Origin of the sequence: Robiginitalea aestuariiviva (genome assembly GCF_029537735.1) — a bacterium.
Classification (GTDB): Bacteria; Bacteroidota; Bacteroidia; order Flavobacteriales; family Flavobacteriaceae; genus Robiginitalea; species Robiginitalea aestuariiviva.
In genome coordinates this window covers 194,366-208,680 of record NZ_JARPUQ010000001.1, presented here as the reverse complement: position 1 = coordinate 208,680, position 14,315 = coordinate 194,366, and the positions used below count along the sequence as shown (strand labels likewise).

The 14,315-nt window shown below is 57.1% G+C and carries 13 protein-coding genes; 7 read left to right on the top strand and 6 right to left on the bottom strand.

Annotated features, from left to right (window positions below):
• Positions 1 to 81: 81 nt before the first annotated feature.
• The 6 genes from OZ410_RS00980 to OZ410_RS00955 all read right to left on the bottom strand — a co-directional run bounded on the left by OZ410_RS00980 (position 82) and on the right by OZ410_RS00955 (position 6,219).
• On the bottom strand, positions 82 to 1,923 hold the full coding sequence (locus OZ410_RS00980) for an SLC13 family permease (RefSeq protein WP_277706043.1): 1,842 nt from the start codon (positions 1,921 to 1,923) through the stop codon (positions 82 to 84).
• A gap of 10 nt (positions 1,924 to 1,933) precedes the next feature.
• A complete protein-coding gene (locus OZ410_RS00975) occupies positions 1,934 to 2,719 on the bottom strand; it encodes a universal stress protein (RefSeq protein WP_277706042.1) in 786 nt (261 codons plus the stop codon).
• 118 nt (positions 2,720 to 2,837) lie between these two features.
• Positions 2,838 to 3,557 (bottom strand): pirin family protein, encoded by a 720-nt coding sequence (locus OZ410_RS00970; RefSeq protein WP_277706041.1) that lies wholly within the window; start codon positions 3,555 to 3,557, stop codon positions 2,838 to 2,840.
• A gap of 206 nt (positions 3,558 to 3,763) precedes the next feature.
• Positions 3,764 to 4,804 carry a TRM11 family SAM-dependent methyltransferase gene (locus OZ410_RS00965; RefSeq protein ID WP_277706040.1) on the bottom strand — a complete coding sequence of 347 codons (1,041 nt, stop codon included), beginning with the start codon at positions 4,802 to 4,804 and terminating at the stop codon, positions 3,764 to 3,766.
• Positions 4,801 to 5,424 (bottom strand): ribosome biogenesis GTP-binding protein YihA/YsxC, encoded by a 624-nt coding sequence (gene yihA / locus OZ410_RS00960; protein WP_277706039.1) that lies wholly within the window; start codon positions 5,422 to 5,424, stop codon positions 4,801 to 4,803. Before yihA ends, OZ410_RS00965 begins: the two co-directional genes overlap by 4 nt.
• A gap of 30 nt (positions 5,425 to 5,454) precedes the next feature.
• Positions 5,455 to 6,219 carry an alpha/beta fold hydrolase gene (locus OZ410_RS00955; protein WP_277706038.1) on the bottom strand — a complete coding sequence of 255 codons (765 nt, stop codon included), beginning with the start codon at positions 6,217 to 6,219 and terminating at the stop codon, positions 5,455 to 5,457.
• A gap of 271 nt (positions 6,220 to 6,490) precedes the next feature.
• Between OZ410_RS00955 and mraZ the strand changes: the two genes are divergently transcribed.
• From mraZ to murD, 7 genes are read left to right on the top strand one after another with little or no spacing between them, the layout of a single operon-like run.
• A complete protein-coding gene (gene mraZ, locus OZ410_RS00950; protein WP_277706037.1) occupies positions 6,491 to 6,955 on the top strand; it encodes a division/cell wall cluster transcriptional repressor MraZ in 465 nt (154 codons plus the stop codon).
• Entirely contained in the window at positions 6,933 to 7,847 is a 915-nt protein-coding gene (gene rsmH / locus OZ410_RS00945; RefSeq protein ID WP_277706036.1) for a 16S rRNA (cytosine(1402)-N(4))-methyltransferase RsmH, read from the top strand. Before mraZ ends, rsmH begins: the two co-directional genes overlap by 23 nt.
• Before the next feature lie 13 nt (positions 7,848 to 7,860).
• Positions 7,861 to 8,178 carry an FtsL-like putative cell division protein gene (locus tag OZ410_RS00940; RefSeq protein WP_277706035.1) on the top strand — a complete coding sequence of 106 codons (318 nt, stop codon included), beginning with the start codon at positions 7,861 to 7,863 and terminating at the stop codon, positions 8,176 to 8,178.
• Positions 8,179 to 8,181: 3 nt separating this feature from the next.
• A complete protein-coding gene (locus tag OZ410_RS00935; RefSeq protein ID WP_277706034.1) occupies positions 8,182 to 10,188 on the top strand; it encodes a penicillin-binding protein in 2,007 nt (668 codons plus the stop codon).
• Positions 10,185 to 11,678: a UDP-N-acetylmuramoyl-L-alanyl-D-glutamate--2,6-diaminopimelate ligase gene (locus tag OZ410_RS00930; protein WP_277706033.1), complete on the top strand. Its 1,494-nt coding sequence runs from the start codon at positions 10,185 to 10,187 to the stop codon at positions 11,676 to 11,678. Before OZ410_RS00935 ends, OZ410_RS00930 begins: the two co-directional genes overlap by 4 nt.
• Before the next feature lie 24 nt (positions 11,679 to 11,702).
• Entirely contained in the window at positions 11,703 to 12,926 is a 1,224-nt protein-coding gene (gene mraY, locus OZ410_RS00925) for a phospho-N-acetylmuramoyl-pentapeptide-transferase (protein WP_277706032.1), read from the top strand.
• Positions 12,927 to 14,315, top strand: coding sequence for a UDP-N-acetylmuramoyl-L-alanine--D-glutamate ligase (murD, locus tag OZ410_RS00920; RefSeq protein ID WP_277706031.1), 1,389 nt, complete (start codon positions 12,927 to 12,929; stop codon positions 14,313 to 14,315).

Sequence of the window (14,315 nt, the reverse complement as noted above, 5' to 3'; positions counted from 1 at the left end):
AGTTATCGCCCGAAAATACACATTAATCCCAATTCGAGGGCTATGCTTGGAGAGGCTTTCGACCACCGGTAATCCTGTCCGTTAGCGGTAGGGCCAGATCCATGGGACCAGGATCAGGGTGGCGGTAAAAAACAGGAGGAGCAGGGGAAAGCCCACCCGCAGGTAGTCGGTAAAGCGATAGCCGCCGGCGGACATGACCATGGCGTTGGTGGTGGTGCCCACCGGGGTCAGGAAGGCCGTAGAGGCGCTCACGGCCACCGCAATCAGAAAGGGTTGGGGGGAAAGCCCCAGGGAGGCTGCTGCCATAAGGGCGATAGGAGCCATCAGGACGGCCGTGGCCGAATTATTAATGGTTTGGCTAAAGCCTGTAGTCAGCAAAAAGATCCCAGCCAACAGCAGGGTAGGGTGGGTTTGACCCAGGGAGGCCACCAGGGCGTTGGCGGCATCCGAGGCCAGCCCGGTTTTCTGCAGGGCCAGGCCCATGGGGATCATGGCTGCAATCATGATTACACTGGTCCAGCTGATGCGTCGGTACGCCTGGCTGATAGGGACACAGCCGGTGAGCATCACCAACCCGGCCGAAAGCAGGGCGGCAATGGCGCCTGGTACGATATTCAGTACCAGGAGTACCACCAGTAAAACCAGGCTTCCCAGGGCCATCCAGGACCTCGGGGTAAGTTGTTCCACATCCCGTGCCATGGCATCCGGACTCCCGGTAATTACCAAATTCCGATACACGCTTTTGAGTTGCTCCATATTTTCCCAGGACCCCCGAATTACGAAGGCATCCCCGGCACGGATATCCACTTCGGCGCCGGGCAGGGGTTTATTGTTGCGGGAGGCGCCCAGCAACTGAATGCCATATTTTTTCAGGTAGGCCCCCATGGCCACCCGTTGTCCTACAAAACTGGAGTTTGGGGTGATGAGCATCTGTGCCATCCCGACCTCCTGGGTAATGAATTCGGAGCGTAGTTCTTCGGTGTTGAAAGGTTGCGGGAGCAACCCCAGCTTGGTTTCCTGCATGAGGCGGTCCACAGAGGCAGGGTCTCCCTTAACGGTAAGCACATCGTGGTAGCGGAGTTCGGTATCCGGGTCCGGGAATTCCACAAACCCAGCACCGGATTCCAGCAGGCGCGGGTGGCGGCGTCTCAGACGCAAAACCTGTACCCCGTATTGAACCTCCAGGCTCCAGGCGCCCAGCCGGGTACTGATCATGGGCGACATGGAGCGGATGCGCAGGCGGTATACGTTTTCAGCAATGCTGAAGCGTTCTATCCAGCCGTGCATTTCCGTGTCTATGCTGGCCGGGCGGTTGGCGGTGCGGTTCCCCGGTAGCAACCGGAACCCCACAAACCGGAAATACAGGAGGGAAATCAGGAGCAGGGGTAGCCCGATCAGGCCAAATTCGAAAAAGCCAAACCCCTCCTGTCCGGAGGTTTCCAGGGCGTTGCTCACAATGATGTTCGGGGGCGTGCCTGTAAGGGTGAGCAGGCCACCGGTATTGGAGCCAAAGGCCAGCGGCATCAGGACCTTGGAGGGGAAGGTGCCCGCACTCCAGGCAGCCGCCACGGCCACCGGCAGCAAGGCCGCCACCGTACCCGTATTGCTCACCAGCCCGGAGAGGAGGCTGGACCCCGCACTCAGGATTACCGTGAGGCGGGTGGCGCTCCTGCGGGCCAGGGCCACAAATTTTTTCCCGGCCAGGGCGGTCCAGCCGGTTCGTGCCAGCCCTTCACCTATAATAAAAAGGGCGGCAATCATGATCACGGTGGGGTTGCTGAAACCGCTCAGGGTCTCGCCAAGGGTAAGGATGCCACTGAAATACAGGGCCATCATGGCCATCAGGGCCACCACATCCGGGGGCCATTTCCCCCAAAGGAACAGCAGGACCGTCAGGCCCAGGATCAGGATAAGGACGGACATCACCGGTTACTTAGTGCTCTACGGCCAGCAGGGGCGACCGGGTCTGCAGGGTGAGCAGGCGGGTCAGGCGGCCTTCGGAAGGCGTGCCTTTTCGGGCGTGGTTGCGGGGCAGGATGGCCAGCATGTCGATTTCCTTTTCAACTACATAGTCGAAAATCCCCTTCACCACGTCTTCGTTTTCGATAAATACGTGGTGGGAATAAAAACTTTCCAGGTAGTATTCCAGCAACTCTTCGTTGCGTTCCTCGCTCTCGGAATATCCGTAGGTTCCCGGTTTGTTTTCAATGGTCAGCACATGAACCTTGGCATTAAAGGTGCGGGCAATATCCAACAGGGTACCCAGTACCTTGGGGTCGTCAATTTCCTTGGACCCCAGAACCAGGGCAATGGTTTTAAGTTGGAATTCTTCCCCTACATCTTTGGGGATAACCAGTACCGGGCACTCCGTAGCCAGTACGGTTTGGGAGGTGTGGGTGGTGCCCTCGGGATCCTCGGAACCCGAGGTACCCATAACAATCAGGTCCGGTTGTACCCATTGGCACTTCTTCAGCAGGCCGTCTACGGAAGGGGGTGCAAAGGCTACCCACGACATTTCGGCACGAAAGGCCTTGGTTAACCCCGCTTTGATTTTTGCGTATTCGTCCTCAAGGACCTGCTGGTCTTCGGTTTCCTGCATAAAGCAAACCACAAGGTGTTTGTCCGGCCGGTTCCCGGCAAAGGCAACGGCATAATCCAGCGCGCGGCGTGAAACCTCGGTGAAATCGTAGGGTACAAGTATTTTGGCAATGCGATCCATCTGAGTTCCTGATTGAAAGGTGAGCGATAAAATTAGGCTCTAGATTACGAATAAATCATGACAAATATCAAACCCCGGCCGGAGATTTTCCGATACCCAGAACCCATTCCGGACCGTATCAGGCACCTTGTTCCAAAGGAACTTCCAGCAGCAATACCCTGCTATCTTTCAGGAACTCAAAGGATACGGACCCAGTGTCCCATACGCCCAGGGCATCCCTTTGGTCCAGGGTTTGGCCCCCTGCCGAAACGTTGCCTGTGATCACAAAAACATACAACCCGTTTTTCGGGTTTTTCAGGGTGTATTCGGAGGTGGTGCCTGCCTTGAATTCCCCCAAATGGAACCAGGCATCCTGATAGATCCACAGCCCGTCGAACCCCCCGTGCGGGCCGATTACCGGGTGCCATTGCCCCCGGGTCTGCCCGGGCTCCAGGGAAATTTGGCCGTATCGGGGCTCCACATTGGCGGTATGGGGGATCACCCAGATCTGCAGGAAGGCTACTTCCCGGTCTTTGTTTTTGTTGTATTCGCTATGGGTTACCCCGGTCCCTGCACTCATTACCTGAATGTCCCCTTCCCGGATCACGGTAGTGTTCCCCATATTGTCCTGGTGCTCCAGGTCGCCCTCCAGGGGGATGGATATGATTTCCATATTGCGGTGGGGGTGGGTGCCAAAGCCCATTCCCGGGGCTACCCGGTCGTCGTTGAGTACGCGCAGGGCCCCGAATTGCATGCGCTCCGGGTTGTAGTAGTTGGCGAAACTGAAGCTGTGGTAGCTCTGGAGCCAGCCGTGGTTGGCCGCTCCCCGGCTATCGGCTTTGTGGAAAAGGGTTTTCATGTTTTTAGTGGGTTCGGGATTGGGTTGTCTGGATAGGCAAAGGTAGGAAAGGGAAGGGGACAGGTGGCCTAAGGAAAGGTTAAAGGGCCCGCCCTCCCGCCCACAACCAAGGTAGGGCGCTATCCCGAAACCCCATTGCAGGAATAGGAGCTGCCAGGATTTTGCAGGCGATGCCGGTATCTTGAATTCAGGGGGGCGTCCCCTTGCTACACCCCTGGCTTTCGCGCCAGAACCACGTCCCGGACAATAGACTGGTCCACCCGGTGTACAAGCGTATCGTATGGGGGTTCGCGGAGCACGACCAGTCCTGCTGTTTCCAATTCGGCCTCCAGGGCCTTTCGGGGCGTGACCAGGGTATTCCAGGAAAGCGCGATTACCCCGCCCGGGGCCAGGACTTCCACCCAGGCGGGCAGGCTGGCCTGCACAAAATCCCGGACGTTTCGCGAGCCGCTTTTCTGCTGGCGGGATTTGCGGGAGGTGTGGGCTATACCATAAGGCAGGTCGCCCACTATAACGGAAAAGAAGTTCTTTTTAAAATAGGCATTACACTGGCCGGTTTCGCCCTGGACCATGCCCAGGCTCCGGGTGCCCTGCCCTTTGCCATGGGGGTGGTATTCCCACTCCCGGATATAGACGGCGTCTGCCTTGCTGCCCCCTGCAACCCGCCGTTGCCCGGCCGAGTGGCGGATACGCTCCCGTTCCAGGAATTTTTTAAAAAATACAGCGCCTTCATGTACGGCCTTGGAGTCCAGTTCCACTCCAAAGGCATCGCATCCCATCACACCAGCCTCAAAGAGGGTGGTGCCCCTTCCGGCCACCGGATCCAATAACCGGCAGGGGGTATCCTCCCCAAGGCGGGTGCTCCAACGCGCCAGGCGGATCATCATCCGGGTAAAATCCTCATTGGTCTTACCCTTGTATTTCAGCAGGGACCCGATCTTGGGGTCCAGGTATTCGGGAGATGGAACCGTCACGGGCTGCAGGCACGGGGCTTCCGGGGAACCTTTGTCCATATAAAAGGCGAAAGCAAAGGAAAGTTCCCCAAGGAGTTGCCAGTCCGCGGCAACGGGTTCGCCGTACAGGTCCAGTTTAAGATACCGGATCCCGGCATGTTCCACCGCTTCCGGGGGCCGGCAGGGCACAGACAGGTGGCGGGAGGCCAGTTCCAATTCGGCCAGGGCCAGGTTGGCTGCCGCATTATAGAATACCCGGTTATACCCGGGGTGTTGCAATACCAATAGGGTCATAGGCCTTGGTTTCGGGCTTGCTGGTACTCCCGGTTTACCTGGTCAATGTAGCCCAATAGGTCTTCTTTGCCCAACCCCGAAGTAGAGGAGGTTACAAAATAAGGGGGAGTCTCTTCCCAACCGGCTTCCCGCATCCCTTCCAGGTAGGCAGCTACCTGCCTGGGGTGCGCACCGTCCTTGAGTTTGTCGCCCTTGGTGAAGACCATCCCGAAAGGGATACCCTCGCTGTTCAGCCAGGCCATGAAGTCCAGGTCTATGGGTTGGGGCGGGTGGCGCAGGTCCAACAGGACAAAGGCCGAAATCAGTTGTGGGCGCTCCCGGAAGTAATGCTGGATCAGTTTCTGGAAGGCCGCTTTGTCTTTTTTGGAGGCCCGGGCATAGCCATAGCCCGGCAGGTCTACCAGGTGCCACTGGCGGTCGATCAGAAAATGATTGATCAATTGCGTCTTCCCCGGCCTGCCCGAGGTTTTAGCCAAATGCTTCCGATCCGTAAGCATATTGATCAGGGAAGACTTCCCCACGTTGGAGCGCCCGATAAACGCGTATTCCGGCAGGTGACCCTGGGGGCACTGGTCCGCACGGGTACTGCTTTTAACAAATTCGGCGCTTTTTACCGTCATGGCGGTATGGGGTTAAGGGGAGGGGTCGGGTCAGAACCCCCGGGCCTGCAGCCAGCCTTCCAGGATCTTGTTAAAATCCTCCGGGTGTTCCATCATGGGGGCGTGCCCGCATTTGGGAATCCAGAACAGGTCGGAATCCGGCAACAACTGGTGGAATTCCTCGGCCACCTTCGGCGGGGTAACCGTATCGTTTTCGCCCCAGATAATACATGTGGGCGTTTTCATCTTGGGCAGGTCCTTGGACATGTTATGGCGGATGGCGCTTTTGGCGATGGAAAGGGTTTTGACCAGTTTCATCCGGTCATTCACCGTAGCAAATACCTCGTCCACGATTTCCTTGGTCGCAACCTTGGGGTCGTAGAAAACGTCTTCTGCCTTTTTCTTGATGAATTCGTAGTCGCCCCGCTTGGGATATCCGTCACCCATGGCGCTTTCATACAACCCGGAACTCCCGGTAATTACCAGGGCCCGAACCATTTCCGGGTACATCTTGGTGTGCAGCAGGCCAATGTGGCCACCCAGGGAATTCCCGAGAAGGATAACGTCTTTCAGGCCTTTAAATTCAATAAAACGCTCCAGGAAACGCGCAAAGTTCTTGACGTTGGTCTTGATCAGGGGCATGTCGTAAATAGGCAGTTCCGGGATCAAAACCTTGTAGCCGCGGGAGGGGAAGTGCCGGGAAACACCCTGAAAATTGCTTAGGCCGCCCATAAGGCCATGCAGGATAATCATAGGGGTGCCCTCGCCTTGCTCAATATAGCGGTAACCGCCTTCCGAAATGATGTGTTCTTCCATCCCCGGGGGTTTGTCGTCAGGTGGCAAATATAGGCATTTCCGCCTAATGGCAAGGCTTGGCGCGGGCCTGGGTGCGGTGTGTTTTTCCACACGGACCGCGCGCGTGGAGAAGGCGGTGTCTTCCCACCCGGAGCATGCAATTAATCAGCACGTTACGTGCTTCAGGGCGTTAAAATCCGGCATTTTATCCACAAAGTGGTAATTTGTGGTAAAATGTGGTAATAATTTCTATATATTTGAGTTTTATAACAGGAATCAACCAGACTTTTCCGTGATCACATTTGTGGGAACATACGATTGTAAGGCCGACGCCAAGGGGCGCGTCATGATCCCTGTGGCGTTGAAAAACCAGATGGCCCCTGTGGTCAATGAGGGCTTTGTGATCAAGCGCTCTGTGTTTCAGCCCTGTCTGGAATTGTATCCCATGTCCGAGTGGAACCAGCTGATGCAGCAAATGCATCGGAAGAACCGGTTCAAGAAAAAGAACAATGATTTTATCCGCAGGTTTACCGCCGGGGTGAAGATCGTGGAGATCGACGCTACCGGTCGCCTGCTTATCCCTAAGAACCTGATAGAGGTGGCGGGCATTGCCCGGGAAGTGGTACTCTCTTCTGCCATAAATATTATGGAGATCTGGGATAAAGACCGATACGAAAAAGTACTGGAGGAAACGGCTGAAGGTTTTGCAGACCTGGCCGAAGAGGTGATGGGCGATGACGGAGACGCCTTACCATAACCCCGTCCTGCTGCAGGAGTCCGTAGACGGGCTCGCGATCCGCGAAGACGGGGTGTATGTGGATGTCACCTTTGGCGGTGGCGGCCACAGCAGGGAAATCCTCCGCAGGTTGGGTCCCGCCGGAAGGCTGATCGCCTTCGATCAGGATGAGGATGCCCTGGCCAACGCCCCGGAAGATGATCGGTTTATGCTGATCCACGAAAACTTCCGGTACCTGAAACGGTTTTTAAAGTTCTATGGCATTCTGAAGGTTGATGGAATCCTCGCGGATTTTGGGGTATCCTCCCATCAGTTCGACCAGGCCGAGCGCGGGTTTTCCACTCGCCTGGAAGGGGAACTGGATATGCGGATGAGTCGCAGGGGGAGCCTCTCGGCACGCGACGTTGTGGGCACCTATTCCTTTGAGCAGTTGCGGGACCTGTTTCGCGATTACGGGGAACTGCGCAACGCCGCCCAGGTAGCACGGGCGCTGATCAATGCGCGGGAGCACGAGCCGCTGCGTACCACGGCAGATTTGCGCGAGGTGGTACAGCCCTGCATGCCCAGGGGAAAGGAAAATAAAGGATTGGCCCAGGTATACCAGGCTATCCGGATGGAGGTAAACCAGGAATTGCAAGTGCTGCGTGAATTCCTGGAACAAACCCCGGAACTGCTTCGCACGGGCGGGCGGCTGAGCCTGATCAGCTACCATTCCCTGGAAGACCGGCTGGCCAAGCGCTTTATCCGCGCAGGCAAGTTTGAAGGGGAGGTGGACAAGGATTTCTACGGAAACCCTATCCGGCCCCTGAAGGCGGTAGGTAAACTGATTGTGCCTTCCGAGGAGGAGATCCGGATCAACCCCAGAGCCCGAAGTGCCAAACTCCGCATAGCGGAACGGCAGGAATCGAAATAAAAAAGTAAAACGCATGAAACAGAGTTTGTTCGCCATTTTGAAAGGACGCTTTTTGGTTAGCGCCGATGCTTCCCGCAACTGGAAGTTCATCCTCTTTTTCTCCGCCCTGGCCACGGCCATGATTGCCAGTTCCCATGCAGCGGACCGCAAGGTCCACCAGATTGCCGCGCTTAGCGATCAGGTGCGGGAATTGCGAAGCGAGTTTGTGGAAACCCGCTCCCGGGTGCAGCAACTCAAGCTGGAGTCCGCCATCCGCCAGCGGGTACAGGAAGTAGGCCTGTTACCAGCCCAGACCCCGCCGCGTAAACTCATTGTCACCCCAACCGAATAAACCTTGGCCATTACCCCAAAACATATCCTGATCCGCTTGTACCTGGTTGCCGGGGGCCTCTTTGTGTTTGCCCTGGCCGTGGTTTTCAAGCTGGTGAACATACAGACCGTAGACGGGGATAAATACCGGGAACTGGCCATGCAACGCACCGAAAAGATGTTTACCATTGCCCCGAACCGGGGCAACCTCTATTCGGACGATGGCAGCCTGCTGGCTACCTCGGTGACCAAATACACCATCCGCTTCGATGCGGTAACCGTTTCAGATGCCGATTTCCGCGAAGGGGTGGGGCCGCTTTCGGCTGCCCTGGGCAAGCTGTTGGGGCAGCCGGCCACCCATTATGAAAAACTGTTGCGCAAAGCCCGGGCCAACCAGAACCGGTACGCCCTGGTGGCACGCAGCCTCGATTATTCGGAATATACTGCGCTCAGGGACTTTCCGCTTTTCCGCAAAGGGCCGTACAAAGGGGGGCTGATCGTTGAACAGCGCACGGTACGGGAACACCCGTTGGGCAAGATTGCAGAGCGCAGCGTGGGGTACGAGCGTTTTGATGAAAACGGCTACGCCACCCGGGTAGGCCTGGAAGGTGCCTTTGGGAACTACCTGCGCGGCATGGAGGGCAAGCGCCTTAAACAACGTATAGCCAAAGGGCAGTGGAAGCCCATTGGCCTGGACAACATCATTGAACCCCAGGACGGGTACGATGTGATCTCCACCATCGACATCAACATCCAGGATATTGCGCACCACGCCTTGTTGCAGCAGCTGGAAGCCTACCAGGCCGAACATGGGAGCGTGATCGTCATGGAGGTGGCTACCGGCGAGATCAAAGCGATCAGCAACCTGGGCCGCACCTCTGAAGGTACCTATTACGAGCGGCTGAATTACGCCATTGGGGAATCCCACGAGCCGGGCTCCACCTTTAAGCTGATGTCCCTGGTGGCTGCATTGGAAGACGGGATAGTAGATACGGCAACCGTAGTGGATACCGAGAAGGGGTACTGGCGCATCTACGACCGGGTAGTGCGGGATTCCCGTCACGGGGGCTACGGGGAAATCAGCGTGGGCAAGGCCTTCGAGGTTTCCTCCAACACCGCCTTTGCCAAAATCATCCACAACGGCTATAAGGAACATCCCCAGCAGTTTGTAAACCGGCTGATGGAAATGGGGCTGCACAAAGACCTGGGCCTGCCCATCAAGGGTGAAGGACAGCCTGTGCTGCGGAGCCCCGGAGACAAGGGCTGGTCCGGAATTTCCCTGGCCTGGATGTCGCACGGGTACGAGGTGTCCATGACTCCCCTGCAGACCCTGGCTTTTTACAATGCCATTGCCAACGGCGGGGAGCTGGTGCGCCCGCGCCTGATCAAGGAAGTACGGGAATGGGACCGGACGGTGCGCCGCTTCGAAAAGGAAGTCCTGAACCCTGCCGTCTGTTCCAAACAAACCGTGGCCAAGGTGCAGCAGTTGCTGCGCAATGTGGTAGCCATGCCCCACGGTACCGGTCACCGTCTGGAGACCCCCTATCTGTCCATGGCGGGCAAGACCGGCACGGCCCAGAAGAATTACGCCCAGCGGGACCCTGAGAAACTGGCCTATATCTCCACGTTTGCGGGGTATTTCCCGGCAGAAAACCCGCAGTATTCCTGTATTGTGGTGATTCACGAGCCGGATAAGGCGCGGGGGTATTACGGGGCCGATGTGTCCGGGCCCGTATTCCGCTCCGTGGCCCAGAAAATCATCGCCAACCAGCCCATTGAAGAGCGGCTGGAGCGCCTGGGGCTGGAAACCCCGGAACTGGAGCAGGAATACCAGGCCTATTTCGAAAAAGTTCGCGAACCCCTAAAGACCCTGCCGGACCTACGGGGGATGAGCGGGATGGACGCCCTTTCCATCCTGGAAAACCTGGGGGTTGAGGTGGAGATCCGCGGCAACGGCAAGGTCCGTCGCCAGTCCGTTTCCAAGGGAACAGACCTGAAAAAAGTGAAACGCATCGTACTGGAATTGTCATGAAGCCGCTGAAAGACCTTTTATACGGCGTAGCCCTGCGGGCAGTGAGCGGAAGTACCGCCATCCCGGTGGGCGGGCTGTGCTTCGACTCCCGCAAAGCCGGCAGTGCCGATGCCTTTGTGGCGATCCGGGGCACCCTTTCGGATGGTCATGATTTTATCGATGCGGCCGTAAAAAACGGAGCCCGGGCCGTGATCTGCGAAGCCCTGCCCGAGGCCCTTCAGGAAGGGGTGACCTATGTGGAGGTGGCCGATTCCCAACAGGCGCTTGCCGTAATGGCGTCTAACCAGTATGGCAACCCGTCTGCCAACCTCAAACTGGTCGGGGTAACGGGTACCAACGGCAAAACCACGGTTACCAGCCTGCTCTACCAGCTGTTCAAGGCGGCGGGCTTCAAGGTGGGCCTGCTTTCCACGATCCGCGTCTTGGTGGACGAAACCGAACACCCGGCTACCCATACCACCCCGGATGCCCTGTCCATCAACAAATACCTGGCAGAGATGAGCCAGGAAGGGGTGGAGTATTGTTTTATGGAAGTAAGTTCCCACGGGATTGCCCAGGGGCGTACGGCCGGACTGCGGTTCCACGGGGCCATCTTTACCAACCTTTCCCACGACCACCTGGACTACCACAAAACCTTTGCAGCCTACCGCGATACCAAAAAGCGGTTGTTTGACGACCTGCCGCCCACGGCCTTTGCGCTTACCAATGCAGACGACAAAAACGGGTTGTTCATGATCCAGAACACCCGCGCCCGAAAATATACTTATGCGCTCAAGTCCTATGCGGATTTCCGGGCGCAGATCCTGGAGCAACAACTGGACGGGCAGTTGCTGAAAATCCAGGAGAATGAGGTGTGGACCAAACTGATCGGGTCCTTTAATGCCTACAATATTCTGGCAATCTATGCCACAGCCAGCCTCCTGGGGCTGGAAACCCTGGAGATCCTGAAGTTGCTCAGCGGCCTGCAAACCGTAGACGGGCGCTTCCAGTATTTTATCTCCGGGCAGCGTATAACGGCTATTGTTGATTATGCCCATACGCCGGACGCCTTAAAAAATGTGCTGACGACCATTGGCGCATTGAGGACTGGAAATGAAAGCGTCATCACCGTAGTGGGGTGTGGTGGTGATCGCGACAAGTCTAAGCGTCCGGTAATGGGTCATATCGCATCGGAAATGAGTAACACCACCATCTTCACCTCGGACAACCCGAGGTCCGAGGACCCGGAAACCATCATTGCCGAAATGGAAAAAGGGGTAGAGCCCCAGCATGTGCGAAAAGTCCTGTCTATCACGGACCGGGCCCAGGCCATTCGCACGGCTTGTAAACTGGCGGCCCCGGGGGACATCATCCTGGTGGCCGGCAAAGGCCACGAAACCTATCAGGAAATCGCCGGGGTCCGCAGGGATTTTGACGATTTCAAGAGGGTCCGGGAGGTATTGGAGGACCTGGCATCGGAAGAGGCCGGAAACCGGAACTCGAAACGGTAACCCCAACGAAAAGAAAGAAACACTATGCTGTATTACCTGTTTGAATACCTGGAGCAAGCCTACCAGTTCCCCGGAGCCACCCTGTTCCGCTTCCTGACGTTCCGGGCGGCCATGGCAGTGCTGTTGTCCCTGGTGCTGGCCACGGTATACGGCAAACGCGTTATCGGGTACCTGCGCCGGCGGCAGATCGGGGAAACCATACGGGATTTGGGCCTGGAAGGACAGCAGCAAAAGGCCGGGACCCCCACTATGGGCGGGATCCTGATTATCGGCTCCACCCTGATTCCCACCCTGTTGTTCGCCCGCCTGGATAACATTTACGTCATCCTTTTGATCGTGACTATGATCTGGATGGGGGTGATCGGGTTTATTGACGACTACATCAAGATTTTCCGCAAGAACAAAAAAGGCCTCAAGGGTCGGTTCAAGGTCACCGGGCAGGTGGTGCTGGGGCTGATGGTTGGGGCGGTACTGTATTTCCACCCCCAGGTGACCATGAGAGAACAAGCCGTAGCGCCCGTGGCACAGGAGGTGGTGATGGGCGGGGAGGCCGGAGGGGCCGAGGTCAAATCCCTGAAAACCAACGTGCCCTTCTTTAAAAACAACCAACTCGATTACGCCAGCTGGATCTCCTGGATGGGGGAAGGGGCCGAGCAATACGCCTGGCTTATCTTCATCCCCATTGTGATCTTTATTGTCACGGCTGTTTCCAACGGCGCCAACCTCACCGACGGTATCGACGGGCTGGCCGCAGGCACCTCGGCCATTATCGTCCTGACCCTGGGCATTTTTGCCTGGGTTTCCGGGAACGTGATTTTCTCCGATTACCTGGATATCTTCTTTATTCCCCGGGCCGGGGAACTGGTGGTGTTTATTGCCGCCTTTGTGGGAGCTCTGGTGGGTTTTCTGTGGTACAACGCCTTTCCTGCCCAGATTTTTATGGGCGATACGGGCAGCCTCACCATTGGCGGGGTCATTGCCGTAATAGCCCTGATCGTACGGAAGGAATTGCTGATCCCAATTCTGTGTGGAATCTTCTTCGCAGAGTCCCTGTCAGTCATGCTGCAGGTCAGTTATTTCAAGTACACCAAACGCAAAACCGGGGAGGGCCGGCGCATTTTCCGGATGGCTCCCCTGCACCACCACTACCAGAAGATGGGCTACCACGAAAGTAAGATCGTGACCCGTTTCTGGATTATCGGCATCCTGCTCGCCATTGTAACCATCGTAACCCTGAAAGTGCGATAGATGGTACAGCCCAAAACACATAGGAAGGTGGAGGCCCTGAAAAAAGGCGGCCGGCTTATTGTCCTGGGCTCTGGGGAGAGTGGGACCGGAGCGGCCCTTTTGGGGAAACAAAAGGGCTATGAGGTCTTTGTCTCGGACAAAGGCGCCATTGCCCCGGAGTATAAGAAACTACTGGAGGATGCTGGCATCCCCTGGGAAGAGGGGCAGCATACCGAGGCCCGCGTCCTTAAGGCAGACCTCTGTGTGAAATCGCCCGGCATCCCGGATACCGTACCCCTGGTGCAGGCCCTGGTGGCCCAGGGTACGCCGGTCATTTCCGAGATCGAATTTGCCTCCTGGTTCTGCGATGCCACCCTGGTGGCCATTACCGGGAGCAATGGGAAAACCACCACTACCCTGCTTACCCACCACCTGCTAACCCAGGGCGGATTGCAGGCGGGTTTGGCCGGGAACATCGGCAACAGCTTTGCCCGTATGGTGGCCGAGGACCCGCACCCGGTTTACGTACTGGAAGTAAGCAGCTTCCAGTTGGACGGCATCATGGCCTTCCGCCCCCACATCGGGGTGATCACCAACATTACCCCGGACCATCTGGACCGTTACGGCTACCAGATGGAGCGGTACATCCAGGCCAAGTTGCGCCTGGCGGAAAACCAGACCGGAGCGGACCACCTTATTTACGACCTGGACGACCCCGTGTTGTCCGAAAACCTGCATCCCGCAGAGCTGGCCCCCAAATGCTGGGCCTGTTCCCTGGAGCAACCGTTGCCCGAAGGCGCATGGCTGGAAGGGCAGCACCTGGCAATTAAGACAAATCAAACAGAAAACGACACCTTGCTCATGAGCACCGAATCTCTGGCCCTGCAGGGCCGCCACAACGTAAAAAATACCATGGCTGCGGCCACGGTTGCCCGTTTGCTGGGCATCCGTAAAGAAACCATCCGCCAGAGCGTGGCCAATTTCCAGGGGGCGCCCCACCGGTTGGAGCCCGTCCTGAAAATCCACCATGTGCAGTACATCAACGACTCCAAGGCTACCAATGTGAATGCCACTTATTTTGCCCTGGAGAGCATGAAGGCGCCCACCATCTGGATAGTGGGCGGGGTAGACAAGGGCAACGACTACAGCGCCCTGATGCCCCTGGTACGGGAAAAGGTAAAGGCGATCATCTGCCTGGGGGTAGACAACACCCCCATTGTGGAAGCCTTTGGCCGGGCCGTAGACCTGCTGGTAGAAACCGTTGCCATGTCCGAGGCCGTAAAGGTGGCGTACAAGATCGCGGAGCGGGGAGACACCGTACTGCTTTCCCCGGCCTGCGCGAGTTTTGACCTGTTCGAGAATTACGAAGACCGCGGCAACCAGTTCAAGGCTGCCGTAAAAGCGCTATAG